This is a genomic window from Arthrobacter sp. K4-10C (assembly GCF_059090085.1).
The window spans coordinates 87351-104990 of the sequence record NZ_JBNHFI010000010.1; the positions used below are offsets into that span (position 1 = coordinate 87351).

The following is a 17640-nucleotide window of genomic DNA, read 5'->3' on the forward strand; positions in this document are numbered from 1 at the left end:
GCACATGGTGTCCTAGGTGCATCCCCAAATGCCAAAACCCCGTGCCGACCCTAGATCATATCCAACCACGGGGTCCGCTCTTAGCACATGACAGAACCGAGTCACGGCTAGTGGCCGAAGTCCATAATGGCGCTGTGGACTGCACGCATCATCGAACCGGAACCGCACCCGTCGGCATAGGCAACTCGAGTGGTCTCTCGTACATGCGACTGGATGAAGAGTGTGGCCGCGTGCGTGGCCTTTCGTGTGGCAAGAACAACTACCTCCGCATTGCGCACGTGGGATTTCAATGCATCACTGCCCACCTTCGCGTCGGACAGATGCACAGTTAGAGAAGGGTAGAGCTCACTTAGAGCCGACTTCGCGCGGGCCAGCACGCCCTTGTCGAGGCTGTAGAGAAGAAGTGCACGTGGTAATACAAAAGCTGAGTTTTCGTCGTCCACAAGGTCGACATCAGGAGCAACCCATTCCCATTCCAGGGCGAGGTCGGCTGTGACGAGGGCAGCAACGGTGCGGAGCGACGGCGGAAGTCGATGCCGTAGCGCGTGCAACGGCTCCAAAGCACTCGCAACAAAAGCCTGGCGGGCCTGACTGTCGGCCGTAGGAGCGCAAACGACGAGATCAGCAATGTCGATCGCCGTTGCTGCCGTACCGATTGACGACCAGCGTGCTCTAAAATCGGCGAGATCCTGAAGTAATTCGCGATAGTCGGATTCGCCAGGTGCAGCGCGGAGAAAAATGGCAAGCAGGGCACTAATGGCACCAAGATCACTGGGCGTCAGGTAGTCCCCCACCAGGTGCCGGAGAATCAACTCCGCGGAGGTCCGCCATGCAGGTTTCGATGGATCATCCGCACCGATGAACGCACCCAGCCCCGAGAAAAGCCGGTCAGTTAGGCCTATAGGAAGTTCTTGAATCGCAGAGGCAAGCTGCTCGTCTGATTCCCCCGGAGCAGTCCACCCTTCCACATGTTCGGTCGTGAGAGGGCTGTCATATCCAGCCGACAGTGATGAGAGCCACCCGGCCCAAGAAGCCGGTGCTGCGTCCCGCGGGAAAACATCCGCATCCGGTTCGCGGTGCAATCCAAGGTTTGTTTGGTTTTCTTGCCCGGACTCCTGTCGAACTTCTGAATCGAGTGCCTTTTCCAGAGTTGCCTCGGGGGATGAAGGGGCAGCCTCCTGGTGTGCATCCAGCAGAACTTCCAACTCATGTCGAAGATCCGCAGCCCCTTGCACTTTTGACTTGAGCAGTCGCGTGGCGAACTGTAAATCGCGCCTTGCCAGGGAAATTACCATGCTCGCCGCCCACGCGTCTGGGTCAGTTGTTCGAACAAGCGTTTCGTCCACGAGCAGGGGGATGTCAATGCCTTCCTTGCGCATCCCGTCATTCATGGAATCTAAGAAGGTGCGACAATTCCTACCCATGCTGCGAAACCATGCTCCGAGAATTGCCTCTCGAACTAGGCGAGGCGGCTCAACTGACACGACAGTTCCCAAGGAAGGGCTGCCGAGCAGTTCTTGGTCCTCGCCAAGTTGTCCGAGTCGTCGGATGCGAAGAAATGCAACATTCTCGTGCGACACTCCGCCGCTTTGCTCAATTGCCTCAAGGAGTTCAAGGGAGGTTGCGGCTTGACCGGCCGCGAGGGAAGTCTCAAAGTCGCGAAGCAAACGTCCCACTGGCCGCGGCATTCGATTCACACGAGTAGGTTTATGCCCAATCGTATCGACCATTAGACCCAATGCCCGAAATAGTCCAATGTGAGCCCGAGTATCCGGTGGTCGAAGCAAGTACGTTGTACCAGGTCCAACCAGGCTAAGTATCGCTGCCTCAAGCCGGTCATCCATGCGTAACTGCGTCACACGACCATCGAAGTCACACCAGTTATCAGCAACCCATGCTCTAAGAAGCGTCCTCATGCGTCCCGCATGACTACGCGACCAGCAAACCACGTAGGTGCTCGCAACCGGCCAACCTTCTTCCTTGCGGGGAAGTACCAAAGGCGCCTCGCTCCTATGAGGGAGTTCCCGAAGGAACTTCTCCAAAAACGCCGCTGACGGATGCAGCGGATCGCGATTTGGCCAAACAACATTGGGGCTGGCAAACACGGTTTCTAAAAAATCATGCTCAGAAATAACCATCAACCGTTTCCTCCCCATCGCACGCTCAATTCAAGGCGGTGCCTGGCGGCTTCAGCTGCATCGAGAACGAACTCCATGCTTTCCTCATGGGCATTGAGACCATTCCAGGTAAAGTTCATTGAGCCTCTCAAGAACCAGTTGTCCCCTGCGAGGATTTTTTCGTGTAGGTCCGGGCTTTTGTAGATGCGGAGGCTCCCCTGGGCGCATCGCCGCCTCAAGATCTCAAGGAACTGTTCGTTGTGCTGGTCATCGCGGACGGCAACATTGATCCGAGTACCAAACTCGCTTAACCGCGCTAACGCATTGCTTAGTGTCACTGCACCTGGTCCAGCATCAGGGAGTACATCATCGAACGCACCCATTTCGTTTCTTATCACGACGACGTCACTCACCCACCCCGACACGAGCCATATTTCGCTGCTAGGGTGCACGAGTTCGGAAACCATGACCGTGCTCAGAACTTCAGTGATAGCGATGCCGTTGCGAGGGCGCGTACGGATTGCCCGGCTTCGTCTCATTGGTTTCCCTCAGCCAGCGCGATGGAGGCAATCAAGTATCTACCGTTGCGCCGCACTTTTCTCAGTTGGCCGTAAACGCGAAGCGCACCGATTTCGATGGGCAAGGCAGTGACGGTTCTCAGGGCACTCGCAAGCTTCTCGCGTTGCGAGACCACGACCGATAGGCGTACCTCGCCGTCACAAGCAATCGCTTCGAGATACTTGCCCTCCCAATCCACCGCAGAGATATCCACGATCGAAGAACTGTCGGCCACGATGCTACAAAGTATGAGCCGTTCACGTAGGCGATTTGTTGCAAAAGGCTGCCAATCATCTATGGCTACATTCCGCGCCACTGGTCCACGTTGCCAAAGCGTGGCCACTGCTGAGTCCGCGGTCAGTGGCTCGATGCTTTGGCCGAGGTCCCCGCTGGCACCATGAAAGGCAACAAGACGGGCATCTAATTCAACACCAAGTTGCGACTCCAACTCAATCCAGCGACTGGCCAGGAAGGCCGCTGCAGTGTCGGCCGAACGCGACGCGCCTGGGCGCAGAATCCGGGTGGCTATGGTCGACATCAGGAGGTGAGACGCTGGACCTTCATTTTCCTGAACTGTGTCCTTAATTTCACCGATCGCCTGATCAAGTTCGGCAGACGAGGCAGCGCCCCGATACCGAGAAACGGCGCCTGCAAGCCGGGAGCCATGCTTGGCCACTTCACTCACAGCCCACAGCATGGAAGCGTCCACGTCCTCGTAGTCGCTCGGACCACAAACATCCCCAACGATTTCCCAGAAACGGCGCGGGTCAGAGGCGTAGTCACGCTGGAACTCCTCGAGTAAACCAAGCCCACCCAACTCTGTTTCCGAGACGATAATGCGATATTCAAGTAATGCTTCGTCAGTCACGACATCTACAACGAGATTTGCGTCCTCCGCGTCAGGGACACGTCGGTGTATCGCGGCCAAAAGTGCCGATGCGAATGTGTCCAGCACGGACCGTAGAAGCAGGTCCTCTGTCGTGGAGGCGATGTCAGAGTCGGAAAGGATCCGCGCGTGTTCGTCCAAGACCTCATTCACTTCAGGTACACCGGCCAACTGCTCCAGTTCCTTGACTCTTTTCATGGCCGCGTCCGGGGCGCCTTCATCTGACCTATAAATAGCTCGGAAGAAGTCATCTACGGGCCTATACCAGCCACCGTTGGAAGTCTTGAGCAGTGCCGAGGAACGGTCGCCGTCAACAATAGCGTTACGCGCATAGGCCATCAGGTACAGTTCGGCAAGCGACGTCCGCACGAAGTAGTTAGCCCAACCGTCCAAACGATTGTCTTCCTCAACTCGAGACCGAAAAGCTAGAGTTCGCCATTCAGGGCCAGCCGCAAATTCCTCAAGATTGAGCTTGCGAAGCCCATTCAAGTCACCTCGCACAATAAACGAGTCAACTTCGATTTCAAATCCTAGTGCCGCGGGCACTCCATCATGATTGAACCGAGTTGAATGAGGCCTCCGGGTGCCATCACTATAGACAATTTCGCCTTCTGAGCCGATGGCAAGTCGTCGCACGGTCAGGGGGTTGCCCGCCAAATGAAGAGCAAACTCGCAGGACTTGACCAAGGGTGCAAAGCGCGAATTTTCGGGAAAATCCGCCTGAGAACTGCCGCTTACAGGGAAGACAAACGAACTGCGCCACACCGGTGCAGCAGAGGACGAATCCCGGACTTCCTTCGGAGGTTTCGTCATCCGAAGGTGTATGGGACGAACGACTCGGTAAACCGATCCATCGGATGTTGTCCATTCGCCCAAATCATGGCCAGCGGCAACGACCCCTTCTAGGGAAAGGTCATTTCCTTCTTCGGGAAGGGCCATCCAGGATCTATGGGAGGCGTGTTTGTAGCCGAACCGGCGGCTGACCCTACCCGGTGCAGCCTCCGTGAGGGCTTGGCGGATGGGCATGGAAGGATCTTCATCCGAGACCATCTCAGATGGAAGATCGAAAATGACGTCGGGGCTATCAAGGGCGTCAAAGAGCGCCGCTGTCATGAATTCCGGCAGGGGCGAGCCTGTGGAGGGAACGAGTTCACCTTTAGCGTTTCTCCACCTTGACTCCAAGTTCTTCAGTGCCGTAGGCACCGCTGCAAGCAGCAAGGACCGTGGCTCCTCCCAGAGTATGGCGGCCGCATCGTCGGAGCCGACATGCAGGGCCCTCTGAATGAACTCCTGCAACGAAGCTCTGGCAGCCTCATTCTGAAGCAACCCATCGAGTTCCCTTATAAGCCGGGTGGACACCTCGTCAGGCGCAGGCCGGCCGTTTGGTGCGACGAGCAGCGATCGCACGTCCAGTCCGAGTTTGCGATGGAGCCAGTCCAGCATCGCGTGTGTGGCTTGGATTTTCGCGATAAAGCGGTTCCGTGTCGGAAGCGACCGTGCGTCGATCTCTGGAACCAGCAGTCGCTCGTAAGACTGGTAGAGAATTCGATCACGGCCATAATCCGACAACACAACCACCGTGATTGGCCTCATATCGAGGGAACGGCCGGCACGCCCACGCCGCTGCACAAACGACGCCATGTCACGCGGCGCCTTATGCTGCACCACCAGACCGACACGCGGGTCGTTAAACCCAACCTCCAGTGACGCCGTCGCTACGATGACGTCGGCAGCAGAGTCAACGCCCTTATCTTGCGAAGAGGTCCTGCCGATCCGGAGGCCTCCAGGTAGACGACCTAACTGTTCTACGACACCCCACGACTGCCCCTCGGCGTATCGTGCGGCACCCTGAGGGTCTGAAGAAACACGAAGATCCGCCAACCGAGGTTTTCCATTTTCCCGGTTGTTGTAGTAGCCCTCGGCATCTCTAAAGTCGTCGTACAGACGGTTTGTCACATCCAGATCGTCCGTGAAAACGAAGGTGGAGGCACCATAGATCCCTGGCTGAGTGTCAAGCAGTCGAGCGCCGAGCATGACGGACTGGATAGTGGTGGACAACAGCGACGCCCCAGAGGACGGGTCTCCGCGAAGCACGAGACCGTACTCCCTGCCCACAGCTACCAGTTCGCTGTCGCTAGGACCAATGACCTCGACATCTGATCTGTTCGTACCGACTAGTGTGGCAAAGTACTCGCCAGCGTCCTTAAGTGTTGCCGACAACCCTACGAAAACAGGGGCAGGGGACCCGAACTGCCCGTTAGCGAAGCGCCACCGCCGCAGCATAAGCGCGACCTGGGCTCCATGGACCCCAGCATACGTGTGAGCCTCGTCAAGCAAAACAAGCCGAATAGAACTATTTCCCCTCCATCCAAGCAGTCGGCCCAGCGTGCTGCTCGTCGAAGTTCGACTAAGCATCTCGGTCGTGCTGAACAGAATGTCTGGTGGTGACGCGGACATGGTGCTACGAGTCAGGGCAATTTCAGAGCCCTCAGTTACTGATCCGCAGTCATTGCATTTCAGCCGTTCTATTTTGCGTACGCGATCATGTTCAGCCCACACGAGGTCGCCCGGGCATTCGTCGGTGGCACAGGGGAAGTATGGGGCGATCCAACCGTCCCTGGACGCGGTTTGGCGCCACCCCTTCGGAAGATGCTGTCGGCGGAAGTGGTCTGCGTCCTTGGGAGTGGCGGAGTACAGAAGGGCTATCTTGATGGGACGGGCACCCTTAGGAAGAGCCTTGTTGGCTCTTCGGCACTGAAGCAGAGCCTCGCGCGCCTGATCCCGAAGCAGTTCGTTGCGTGGGTACAAGGCGAGTACTTGGGGTGTTTGGGAGGAGGAAACTCGATTCACCGCAAGGTGGAGTAGCGCAGGCAGATAAAAAGAGAGCGTCTTACCGGAGCCGGTACCTGCCGTGATGATTCGGCCTACCGTGCGGCCAAGCTGAAGGGCTTCAATGGCACTCAGCGAAGCGTCGACCTGAAAACGAGCCAATTTTCGCTCACCTACAATGTTCTCAACAACTGCCTGTTGAACACTGTTCCATCCCGCCCTGCGCCCGAGTCGCTCGGTCACGTCAGACAAAGAGATTTCGCGCCGGGGATAGAGTCGAGGAGCGACACGCAACCGGTAGTCAGCCACTAAGGGAGGGCGAGATCGCCACCAACCGATGGCATCCTTCGAGTCTGGCACCCATAACTGACGCAGCCGGCGAAATAAACGAAGTCCTTCCGAAAAGCGCGTTCGGAACCGCGGTTGCATTACGCCCTCCACACGGTGCAGAAGGCCTTTCTCCAGCAGGTAATCTAAGTACTCGTCGCTGGTTGGCCCTGAATTCCCAGAACGAATGTCATCCAGCACTCGGTCTTCGAGTACTCGTCGAACCTCAGCCTCACTAATAAAGCCGTCGACAATGCCCCAAGATAGGCGAGGGAGTTCGAGATCCTCGAGCGCGGTCAGCAGGGCAGGGACCCCGGCCCATGTCTCGCTCATCGAACCTGCCGACGTAAAACGAACTGAGCAGCGATCTCGGGATCGGAACGAAGCGTAACAATATCTGCATCGCTCAGTTCCGTGAGGGGGACCCCTTCTGCCGAAGAGAAACGCTTGAGAACCTCGAGGACGGCATCGCTAAGTGAAACCTGTCCAAGGTCTTCATGCACTTGCCGTAGTAGGTGTCGAAACGTAATCGTCAGAGCCGGAGTGGGAATGCGCTTAGCAAGAGACTCGAGCTCCCTGATGCTGTTATAGACTCTCTGCCGCCCTTGGGGTGAAAGGGCGGCAGCCTTATGCTGCGGCAGATCCTCAAGCTCCTCTTGTGTCCAACTTGCCCATCGCACCCGCGAATCGCCTTCAAGCGCTGCAATTTGTTGGCTAACGCGACCCGTGGCACCCTGGAGTTTCTGGGGTGAAGGTCGGCCTCGGCTCGCAATAAATGTGCGAAGTTCCTGAAGGGGGCCAAGCAAGTCCGGTTCGGCTCCTCGCGGCACATCCAGTTGATCTAGCGCGCGGCGGGTTTTCAACTGATCATCAAGATCACGGATTGAAGCCGTAAGTTTTTCGAGGGATGTCTTAATCCGCTCAATGTTTTGCTTGTCACCTTGGCTATCACTCGCTAATTTTGCAAGCTTCTCAAGGCGATTAGCACGTGATATCAGATCATTGGACATTGAACCCCTCATCCCCATCTGCGCTCAGGACTCCCAACCAGGTCTCAAGTGCCTTCTCGATGTCATCGTCGACATCGATTACTCCGGCTCTTTCCCGCCCCTCTGCATCGGCGAGACCGGCATCAAGCCATTCCGAAGTCCAGTGCAGGTAGTTTCTGATCGCCAATACCTGGTCAGCGTCGACACTGCCGACAACGATTGCCAATTCGTTCGGTGGCAGGCTGTCCACAGCAGTGAGTGACGCCTCCATTCGGGTCACCGCGCCAAAGTCGTATTGTTTAGCCAGTCGATTTGCCGTCTCAACTTCAGCAAGAGATGCCTTTACAAAGCCCAGTGCTTGGCCCACACTCGTGGCTGCGATGACTGAATCAACGGTGGAGGAATAGGACGTTTCAAGGGGCACATGCTGACGGATGTCACCAAGGAGAGTTTTCCAAGCGGTCACTTGAGCCGGGATGTGAGCTTCCAGGATAGTCCGTGCCCGTTCTGCTGTGCGGCACCAAGCCGGGAAATCGCTCGCCCCAAGAGCGTCCATACGACTAAGGGCGGCTTCGGCAACCTTTCGTACCCGCGGATCATCGACAGCGTGTACGGCGCCAACACCCTGACTGGCGCCGAGTGCGGCCCGCAGTTGCTCAACTGCCGATTCACGGGCAGCGATGTAAGATGCCTCGGCTTCAATCCATCTGCCAGTGCGCGCCGCGTCCCCCCGACGAAAAGCCTTGCCACTCCAAAGCATGGCGGCCACGGCTTCCTTAAGTTTGGGTTTGGGCGGGAGTTGGCCACATAGCGCAGCGCCAGCAATTAGCGACGCCGCGGCAGCGGCCAGTTGTTCTTCCGTGTAATCAGCAGCCCTGATGACACGTGCAACGACTTCTGGACGATATTCGTCAGCAATCGACCGTAGGCGAATAAGTGCTTCAGTTGATTCCTGCCCTCCGCTGTCCTTGAAGCGCAGGAGCGACTGAAAGAAACTCGCTGTTTTGGGGTTGCGCTCGAAGCGCACAATTGATTTGACCGACTGCGGTAAATTCTCGGGGCTTCCTTCAATAGAAACCGTGCGAGCCAGTTGTCCACCGTCTGGTGCAGCAGATCTCAGGACATTAGCGGACGGGTTCTTCATGATGGGATCAGACCAATCGAGGTCTGCCACTAATGCTGCGCGCACAATGTTTCGGATGTCGCGCGCTACAGCCTGCGGCAGTTGGCTGCCCTTGGACCATTCGTCAACGTCGGCAAGTTGCCGCCGGAGCGACTCTCGGATTTTAGGCCTACCAGTCGGTTGAGCTTCTACCGGAGGCTGTTGGTTCTGTGAGGAGCCCTCAGATATAGATTCGGACTGTATATTCGCAGGGGGAAGCGAGAAGGCACCATAAATTTCAGTTTTTACTATTGGCGTCCTAGCACCCCAGAACTGGAAAATTGACATATACCGTCCACGTTCCGGTTCCTCATAACGGTCGTATACAGCTTCTCGTACCGACAGGTCGAGGTCAGGCAATCGACGATTGGGCGGTTGCGAGGAATCTCTCGCCCTGTCCTCTTGCAAAAACTCCGGCGACGGGAAGCGTCCCTCCCTGATAGCGCTGGCCTCGGTTGTCAGGACTCCTCTGACCATCCGCGACAGCACTCTGCGAGGATTGAAAAAACCCTTACGTTCCGGATCAGCAGTGATCGCAATCGCTCGCCGGATGGCTGGCTCATTGTAGGGATACAAGCCGTACCCATCCTTGGTGGCACCAAAAGCAGCGTGGCACTCGTCCATCAAGGGACACTCCATGCAGGCGTTAACGTGATCCGGTCCCGCTTCGATCCGCTGAGCCCCAAGCCGCGCTGCGTTCAGATAGCGCCCTACAAATTCAGTTAATGTCCCACCGCCATCAACGTCAGCGTCGGTAATGGCCAAATCCACCGTATATACAGGAGAACTGGCCGCCACTCGAGTACGGAAGGTGTCGTCGAGTTTGTCATAGTAACCCGTGGTCACCGCCATCATCGTCCGTACTGTTGCGTAGCGCTCCTCACCTTCTACTTTGCCAACTTCGATGATTGCGTCCAGGAGGTCTCTTCTGATCCCTTGAATTAGAGCGAAATCCTCGATAAGGAGGATGATTTCTTGCCCGACAAGTTGTTCACGAAGTGCCATGAAGGCACGTTGTATGCTGCCAACACCGATATCCGCTGCCCGCATTACCGCGAGATCGAGATGATCGTTAAGAAGATCTATGGCGGCGGTCTGCAATTTAGGGTCCGACGTCAATCGCCGATACATGGCCTTCGCCGGACCACTGGTTTCGGAGAGGCTCGCAATCGACGTTGGGAGGTCGTCCGTTGTGAATGCCGGTGGGACGTCGTCCTCGTTTTCACCCCGGCCGCGCAGGGCATGCTCGGCTCGTTTTGGGACGAATGATTCCGGTTGAAGCATGTACTCACGGAAGACTGGATCGTGCAGCAGCACATAAAGCCCACGCTCGCCGCCAAGAACTTTGGTGAACATGTCAACGCGCTCAACTTCGCGGACTGCCTCAGCGAGTTCGTCGAGGATTCGCCGTTCGAGTTTCTCCTTGTCCACAGACTCGCGCAGACTACCCAACTGCCCGCGGATTTCGTCGAAAACGGGACCGCTTTGACCATTCAACAACTCTTCAATAACGTCGCGGAGGCTCGTGCGCGTCTTTGGCAGGTAAATGACTTTGCGTTGACCGGGAATTTCTGAAATCTTGGCTTTTGCCCATCGAACTAGATGGGACTTGCCGGAACCGGATTCACCGAGGATTGGCGCAACACGCACACCCTCCTTCGCTGGACTGTTCAGAAACTGCTCCAGAAATTCTGCTTCAGTTATAGAACCCTCGGCTTCAATTTGATCTCGCAAGCGGATCTTCAAAGGAGTGTGTGTTGCCAACAGCACGGCAGGGGAAGGGCTTGCTGCTTCAGTCGCTATTGTCGCCGTTACTACTTCCGGCTTCCAGCACACATAATTTGTCATCACAGTCATCAGACATCCATCCTGACAAGGACATGGGAGTACATTTCTTCGGTCGCACCCGGGAGTGGTGGAAATCTGACAACGGAGCGGGCGTCAGATCGGCGCTCAAAAGTAAGTAAGCCTTTACTGCCGAGCGAGCGGAATGCATGAGCCAATGCATGGCTCACGTCATGTTCCGCTCCAAAATGTTCCCCTGCAATGAGAGGCAATTCCGTTTCAACAAACTGAACTAGCGACTCCAACTCGAGTGCCATTCCGTCTTCTCCAATGTGCCGACCAGAGGAAGAACGGATAACATCAGCGACCGCGTGAGTAGGGTCAGCCGACAGTCCACCGGGTTCCAAAGGCCATTCTCGCCCCAATCCAAGAAAAGTGGCCCAATAAGTGAAAGTATTCCACCGAGTGTCATTAATGAAGAGTCCGGGGACTTCATGGTCCGCTGTACGCTGATCCAACCGCTTTTGCGGGGGCTGCGTTAGTAGCCAGGCCGCACCTCGCCGGAGGTCTTCCGGTGGCGGTTCAACACCCTGTGAGGCCGTTAGCATCCTCCAACGTACATGTCGCACAAATGCCTGGGCAGAAGTATCTTGTGCTGCAGCCAAAGTCTGTGTTTCGCTGTCCGAGCTTTCGTCTACGGTGACCAGTTCGTATCGAATAAGCGCGTCCAGTGCGCGGTTTATATGCGCGCCGTTACTCGGAGTCTCATCCCTCATGGTAGACGGGCATACCGCCTCAGTCAGTTCGCGCCGAGTCATCCCTGGCGTAGACATCAGCGCCCGATACAAGACCCACATCGTCCGGGGGAGAATCGGGGCAGGACTTGGATTTAATAGTTCCATTACAACTCCTTGAGCAGAGCGTCTGCGCTGATAGAAGGATCATGGACGTCTGCGTACGCCCATCCAGTTCGGAGAGGATGCTCTAGTTCCTTATGGCCGATAACATACGTCGGCAGCCCCAACGCCGCCCGTTCGAGCGCGAGATCCTGGTTCTTGGCGAGGTTTGCTTCACTACCTGTCAGCAAAAAAACGATGCTGTCTCGGTAGTACAGGGCTAATGGGACGCTGTCGGAATTGTCATCGCCGATAATCACTGGTCGAAACCCTGCCACACTTTGAAGCCGCCGCCCTCCTTCGGGCGAAAGTCCGTAAAAGACTTGTAACCCGAGAGACGATAACTTTTGAAGCATCCCCGAGGTATCGTCGCCGTCAGACAGGGCTATGTAGAGCATCGGCGATGCACCTCTCCAGCGGAGCAAGGGGTCAGCAGGAGTGCGGCGGTCGGGGAGGCGTGGGAGAGTAAATTCTTCGGTTGTCACCCCTGTGGCAGACTCGGGATGAGCCCGGCACCATTCACAACTTCGGCAAAGAGGAAGAGTTTGTAACATGCCACCGCTGCTCGGATGGACACGATAGTGGGAAGCCAGTACTTGACCCACACACTTACTTCCCTTGAGGATTCCGTGGACAGCATGAAGCGAGGCATTGGATTCCGACCTTGCACGCAGCCTCTCTGCTTGCAGGGCTGCCGACCATCCTTCGCGTGATAACAATCGGCCATCTAACAATTCAAAATCGATAAAATCCGACGCCTCGTCCAGGAAATTTTCCTTCAGTAGGTCGGATTCCTCCTTGCTCGCACCAATAGGAGGCACCCACATGGGGGCCCGAAGTGCGATGATCCCAGCTTGGGCCATCAAAGTTAGCGTGCGTACGTTCCATTGACTGCTTCGACCAAAGCCTTTGTCCAAGTAAGAGGGTAAAGCGCTCTTCCTAACGCGATAACGCCGACCTTCCTCTCCGTCTGGCAGTGATGCTGTGTCCAGAAGCGACAACCACCGCCGCCATCCCCTTTCTTCCCCAATGAAGGTAGCCCCTGCGAGCCCCGCAGCAATCGCCGCATCCCGCGGCCCCGGGTATAGCACTGCAACTGTCGCGCGTCCGTCCCGGCCTGCGCGCCCAACTTCCTGGTAATAGCGATCGATGGATTCCGGTAAGCAGGCATGAACAATGCTGCGAACGTTCGGAACATCTACTCCGAGCCCAAACGCAGATGTTCCGACTATGACGTCGTAATGTGTTGGCGCCTCCTCACCGCCTACCGCTAGTCCCCGCCATTTCTCGACAGCCGCTTGCCTGTCATGATCTGGTGACTGTCCTGTCACTACCCCTGTCCTGAACATGCCGTGTGCCTGGAGGCGTGTGGCCCAAGCATTAGCATCTTCGACTGTAGTCGTGTAAAGGATTAGCGGCTTGGGCAGCATGGAAACGGCGTTCAAAACGGCGCTTCTCCGAGCATCGTCATCCGTGAACTCATGGGAGAAGTAAGCGGGCTCGGACCGCAAGGCGGAGCCCCAAACAAGATCAAACTCGAGGTCCCCTTGTGAGAACAAGCGCGAGAGTTTGTCGACCTGTCGTTGCGCGATGGTAGCGCTCATCATCACAAGCGACGGTTTGTGGTCATCGGGAGCTATTTCGTACGCCACTTTAGCCAATCCCGGAAGGACTTGAAACTCGGGACGAAAGTCATCCCCCCATTGGTCCACAAGGTGTGCTTCATCGACGACGATTTGTTGAAGAAGACCATCACGTGCGCAATCAAGGACTGCCGAACTCAAACCTGTTACGAACGCTTCAGGGCTCGTGTAGAGGATTCTTTGAGTTCCGCTCCTAACGGCACTCCGGATTGCTCGCTTTGTCTCTCCATCGAGACTGCCAATATATGCATACCGGTTGACAGAACTCAGTTTTATTTTAGTTTTCTGCTCGTGTTCCCGCGTTCTACGTTCCATGTCCAGGGCAAGGACAACCGTAGGCACAATTATGACAGTGACGCCCCGCGATGCTAAGAGCGCCTTCGACCAGGCGACCGCAGTCTTCCCTCGGCCAGTCGGAAGGGAAATCAGCAGGGGGTTGCCGTCATTCGTTACGGCCGCTCGCGCTGCCTGCTGTTGCGCCACACCCCGGTAGGCATCGTAGCCATGCGTCCGAGCCCAAAAAGGGTCGGCGTCCAATTGTTGCGGCTCGTTCATCAACTGCCCGCGGAACACATCGGCAAGCGCGATCTGTGCCAACTCCTCGGCGCCGTCACTTTCACCGAGGCTCGGACTCCAGGGATCAGCGACCACTCTGAGTCCCCCGCTAGGGATCGATATGGCACGACAATGTAGTTCTCGCCATTGAGCCAGGCTGGGCCAGGGTCCAACGGCGGGAACGACTAGCTGCGCAGTTCCACCGAATGAGTACTGATCAGTTAGCAGGATCTGGCGAATGAGGCTTCCAACGTCGCGCCAACCCGCTCTTTCCGCTCCATCCCTAAAGTCTTGAAAGGTATCTCGGAGTCGGCGAACCGCGTCGCTCGCCCCATGCCTAAGATTGCCCGTGCCCGGCCAAGCATCAATTAGGGTCTGGGCAAGGGCAAGGTTTCCGCTAAACATACTCACCCCACCCCTCGGCTGAGCGCACTAGGCAGGTCACCGCCAGTTCGCGAATAAGCGGGTTCTCCACGCCCTCTCGGACGGCACGGCCAATCTCGACCTCCATTTCTAGGGACTCTGGGTCAGCCACCATCCCTGCGGCTGAAGTCCTAGCTTTGTTTCTCGCCATCAGCACCTCAGTCTCGCTTGCCACCTTCGCAGCAGCGCGAGCACAGGCTTCTTTCAGTGCGGTGGTCTGCAACAACGCTTCGCGTGAGGCAGTCTCCGCCTCCATTGCCACTGCTTCCAAATTGCCTAGCCCCAGGACATTGTGCAATGCGGCAATTCGCGTTGGATTCAGATTGATATCTCGGGCGTCATGAAAAGGTGCCTCTAAAAACTTCAGATCTGCCACGTTTTCAACCGGTTTCATGTCATTAGTTGCTATCCAAACCCGGCGCAAGAATGGCCGGAGCGCCCAGTCGCAACGCCGCACTGCCATAGCGATGAGGCTGTTTTGGTCACCCAACAACTTGAGAAGCGGTCCCGGATCCGCTTCCACTAGGATATCGAAGGCAAAGTACAGGAGGGCATCTTCAGACCAGCTTGGATCAACTCGCCAGACTGCGCTCGATTGACCTCGATCATCGAGTGTTAGGACCTTCTCGACGGCGTCTATAAATGGGTTTCCTCGGCGAAAGAGACGTCTGCCTGGTTGCACTTTCCACCGGTCGAAATTACCGATTCGCGATTTCTCATCAACTCCGAGGACCTTAGCCAACCTAGGGGCGAGAAGCGGATCCTTTCTATCGTCAGGTGCGAACCGCAGACTTCCGTCCCACGGACGCTCTTCAAATCGGAATCCTTCGACTCCTGTTATTAAGGACCGGAAGTGGCGCTCTATCGATTCATGGCGATCGTCGTAATTCGCGATGCTCTCGGCCAAAGTTCCTAGTTCTTCAGTTATTTCCCAACTTGACTCCAGCGCATCCAGCTCATCAATGCGGCGTGTTTCAGCGGCCAGCGCGGCCGCTGTCAATTGCTCCCGCAAGCCAAATGCCTCGATTCCTTCTCGGGCTAGATCGTCCCATGCCCTCTCGGCAAGCGAGGCGACTGCCTCTTGTTCTGCCGAAATCGAGCGCTCGAACACACCGAAACCGCGAGACAACAACTTTGCCCAGGCAGTGAGTACACCGTGCGGGTTGCTGTCGGCAATGACCATCCCTCGGGAGGACCGAGATCTACCATAACGGTCTACACGGCCGATTCTTTGCTCCAAATGATTAGGGCTCCAAGGCAATCGTCCGTGTACGGTCAGGGTCGCGTCCTGGAGATTACGTCCTATATCGCCGGACTCGTCAGCAATAAGTACACCCCCTCGCCTTCGCCATTCGGAGACTGCTTGTTCTCGCTCACTGTCTGATTGCGTGGCCAAATGTTCAAGCACCCACCGGCGCCCCCGGATCGAGTTTTGCAGCCTTCTGACCAGGTCATGAGCAAATGATCCGCGTCCGCAAAAGACTACGACTTTGTCACCCGGGCTAGACGCGGCGACTATCTGATTCGAAAGGGCAGAGACGGCATCCTGTTCCACCTGCTGAACTGTTCCCAGCAAATCGCGCTCAAACGGCAGAGAGGGCGCGGATTCAACTATGCGACGCTCCTCGCCGGTTAGAGACGAAGCTTCTCCGCCAAGTCCTACCCGATATCGCAAGATGTTTAGCAGGTCTCTAATCGGACCTCCGATTCGAGAGACGAGCACACCGGCTAGCGCCCCGTACGCGCGTGGGCTCAGTTCGTTGTCCAGGAGATATGCACTGCACGCCGCGAGCCACTCTTCAACCAAGTTTGCGCTGTAATCCACTTCGGTTGAAGCCAGTCTGGCCAGTTTCGGTTTCACCCGACCCGTGAACGAGAACGGCGTCATGACGCCTTCTTCGTCCAGGCGCTGGTGCTGAATACTGTGGCGACGATTTCTGATCACTCGTTGGTGTAAGCGGTAAGTTTCAGAGACATGTGCCCTTACTGCCGCAAGGCGCCCTTTGAGCAGGTCCGCGTCGACTGGTTCAGTGTCGAAAGTGGACAAGACTGAGGCTATACGTTCCTCAAGCAACGCATCCGCAGGGACTTTGCTTTTCAGTTCTTCAAGTTGGTATTCGAGGTATTCCCGGTTCTCGGGGTCCGGTTCCTCGTCGAGGAGGTAGACGGCGTAGGCGAGTTCCTGCCTGGCCGCCAAGAGGGCTTCAAAATCTTGGCGTCGCTCCCAGGAGAAAAGTTCCTTATCGAGGAGATGCAGCAAAGCGAGGTGCGTTGTGCTCTCCTGCCCAAAGGGCGTCGCAGAGAGCAACAGCAAACGGCCCGCACTGTGTGCGAGATGGGCAAGCGAGGCGTAGGGCGGTTCATTCGGGGAAGCCACCTTGGCAAGTAGGTGCGCTTCATCCACAACCAGAAGATCGACACCCTCAAGAGTTCTCCACATCCGGAAATCGGAATGGCCCGTAACTTTTACGCACCTTCCAAAGTCACCGATAAAGAACTTATCGCGGAGTTCAGCCCGCCACTGTTCAACCAGTGCATCCGGGCAGATGATGCCTACCTTGCAACTGGGATCATCAAGGAGCGTTTGGCGGATGACAAAGCCGGCTTCGATGGTCTTTCCCATACCCACCTCGTCTGCCAACAAGTATCGCTGTATGGGGTCCCTTATTATGCGAAACGCCGCCGCCACCTGATGGGCATGCATCTGCACACCTGCAGAGGAGATACCGGTGGCCGAAGCACTCGACGCGCGATCCTCGAGGAGGAGTGCACGAACGGGTTGACGAGCATCACGAAATCGTGGGGTCTCATTACCATTGGCAAGCAGAATCTGCAGCGGATTGCACGACGGCCTGTCCCATCGAACACGGATACTAGATGCAGGTACTAGCGTGTCTTGAAGGGAATTGGGCAAGCGAACCCAGTAGGCCTCCTCGCCCTGGGAATCGGTCGTGGAAGCAATTATGCGCCCTGCACGCCACCTCAGATCCTCATCCTTAAAGAAGACACGAGTCTCCCGTTCTAATTGGACTAGTCTCAGATTCTGGACCGGAACAATCGTTGCACCTACCGAAGGCTCTGCGACTGATTCAAAAAATTCCACCGTTGCAGCGTCTCTACGCACATCGGCTATTCGGCCAATACCAGGGGCACCTGCGTAAGTGGCGAATTGGCCGAGGCTGAGCCTGCCGGCAATCAAATGCTCACCTCAGGTTGCTTCCGGGCAGCTACGACCGATGCACGCATCCGTATGCGCTCCTTTGCTCCGCTGCATCCCCACATCGAACCGGCGCGGCGCAGCGGTGACGAGCCAGAGTGACCCAATCTAACCACTGAGATGCGACTTTGACATAATCACCACACCGCAGTATCCAGAGCGCCTGGCCCTGCCGGAAATTTTCGCTCTAAAGCCTCCCTTCTTACTCCTCTGCCCACGGCTTCCAACGCCCCAACTGTGCGGTCGGTTCATG

General features: G+C 56.5%; 8 protein-coding genes. All 8 read right to left on the reverse strand.

Annotated elements, in window-relative coordinates:
• Nucleotides 1-107: 107 nt before the first annotated feature.
• From dpdD to dpdE, 8 genes are read right to left on the reverse strand one after another with little or no spacing between them, the layout of a single operon-like run.
• A complete protein-coding gene (gene dpdD, locus AC5RUU_RS15050; RefSeq protein WP_493976001.1) occupies nt 108-2138 on the reverse strand; it encodes a protein DpdD in 2031 nt (676 codons plus the stop codon).
• Complete coding sequence (gene dpdK, locus AC5RUU_RS15055) at nt 2138-2656, reverse strand: phospholipase D-like domain-containing protein DpdK (RefSeq protein ID WP_493976002.1); 519 nt, start codon at nt 2654-2656, stop codon at nt 2138-2140. The genes dpdD and dpdK overlap by 1 nt, the downstream gene beginning before the upstream one ends.
• On the reverse strand, nt 2653-7050 hold the full coding sequence (gene dpdJ / locus AC5RUU_RS15060) for a protein DpdJ (RefSeq protein WP_493976003.1): 4398 nt from the start codon (nt 7048-7050) through the stop codon (nt 2653-2655). The genes dpdK and dpdJ overlap by 4 nt, the downstream gene beginning before the upstream one ends.
• Nucleotides 7047-7727: a hypothetical protein gene (locus tag AC5RUU_RS15065; RefSeq protein ID WP_493976004.1), complete on the reverse strand. Its 681-nt coding sequence runs from the start codon at nt 7725-7727 to the stop codon at nt 7047-7049. Before AC5RUU_RS15065 ends, dpdJ begins: the two co-directional genes overlap by 4 nt.
• Nucleotides 7717-10725 carry a protein DpdH gene (dpdH, locus tag AC5RUU_RS15070; protein WP_493976005.1) on the reverse strand — a complete coding sequence of 1003 codons (3009 nt, stop codon included), beginning with the start codon at nt 10723-10725 and terminating at the stop codon, nt 7717-7719. The genes AC5RUU_RS15065 and dpdH overlap by 11 nt, the downstream gene beginning before the upstream one ends.
• Nucleotides 10725-11555: a hypothetical protein gene (locus AC5RUU_RS15075; protein WP_493976006.1), complete on the reverse strand. Its 831-nt coding sequence runs from the start codon at nt 11553-11555 to the stop codon at nt 10725-10727. The genes dpdH and AC5RUU_RS15075 overlap by 1 nt, the downstream gene beginning before the upstream one ends.
• Nucleotides 11555-14152, reverse strand: coding sequence for a protein DpdF (gene dpdF / locus AC5RUU_RS15080; RefSeq protein ID WP_493976105.1), 2598 nt, complete (start codon nt 14150-14152; stop codon nt 11555-11557). Before dpdF ends, AC5RUU_RS15075 begins: the two co-directional genes overlap by 1 nt.
• Nucleotides 14145-17369, reverse strand: a complete 3225-nt coding sequence (gene dpdE / locus AC5RUU_RS15085; RefSeq protein ID WP_493976007.1) for a protein DpdE — start codon at nt 17367-17369, stop codon at nt 14145-14147. The genes dpdF and dpdE overlap by 8 nt, the downstream gene beginning before the upstream one ends.
• Nucleotides 17370-17640 lie beyond the last annotated feature (271 nt).

What these genes read in the sequence shown, in the direction of transcription:
- dpdF (WP_493976105.1), bottom strand. Translation starts at nt 14,152, where the DNA reads ATGTTTAGCGGAAACCTTGCCCTTGCCCAGACCCTAATTGATGCTTGG.
- dpdD (WP_493976001.1), bottom strand. Translation starts at nt 2,138, where the DNA reads ATGGTTATTTCTGAGCATGATTTTTTAGAAACCGTGTTTGCCAGCCCC.
- dpdH (WP_493976005.1), bottom strand. Translation starts at nt 10,725, where the DNA reads ATGACTGTGATGACAAATTATGTGTGCTGGAAGCCGGAAGTAGTAACG.
- AC5RUU_RS15075 (WP_493976006.1), bottom strand. Translation starts at nt 11,555, where the DNA reads ATGGAACTATTAAATCCAAGTCCTGCCCCGATTCTCCCCCGGACGATG.
- dpdK (WP_493976002.1), bottom strand. Translation starts at nt 2,656, where the DNA reads ATGAGACGAAGCCGGGCAATCCGTACGCGCCCTCGCAACGGCATCGCT.
- dpdJ (WP_493976003.1), bottom strand. Translation starts at nt 7,050, where the DNA reads ATGAGCGAGACATGGGCCGGGGTCCCTGCCCTGCTGACCGCGCTCGAG.
- AC5RUU_RS15065 (WP_493976004.1), bottom strand. Translation starts at nt 7,727, where the DNA reads ATGTCCAATGATCTGATATCACGTGCTAATCGCCTTGAGAAGCTTGCA.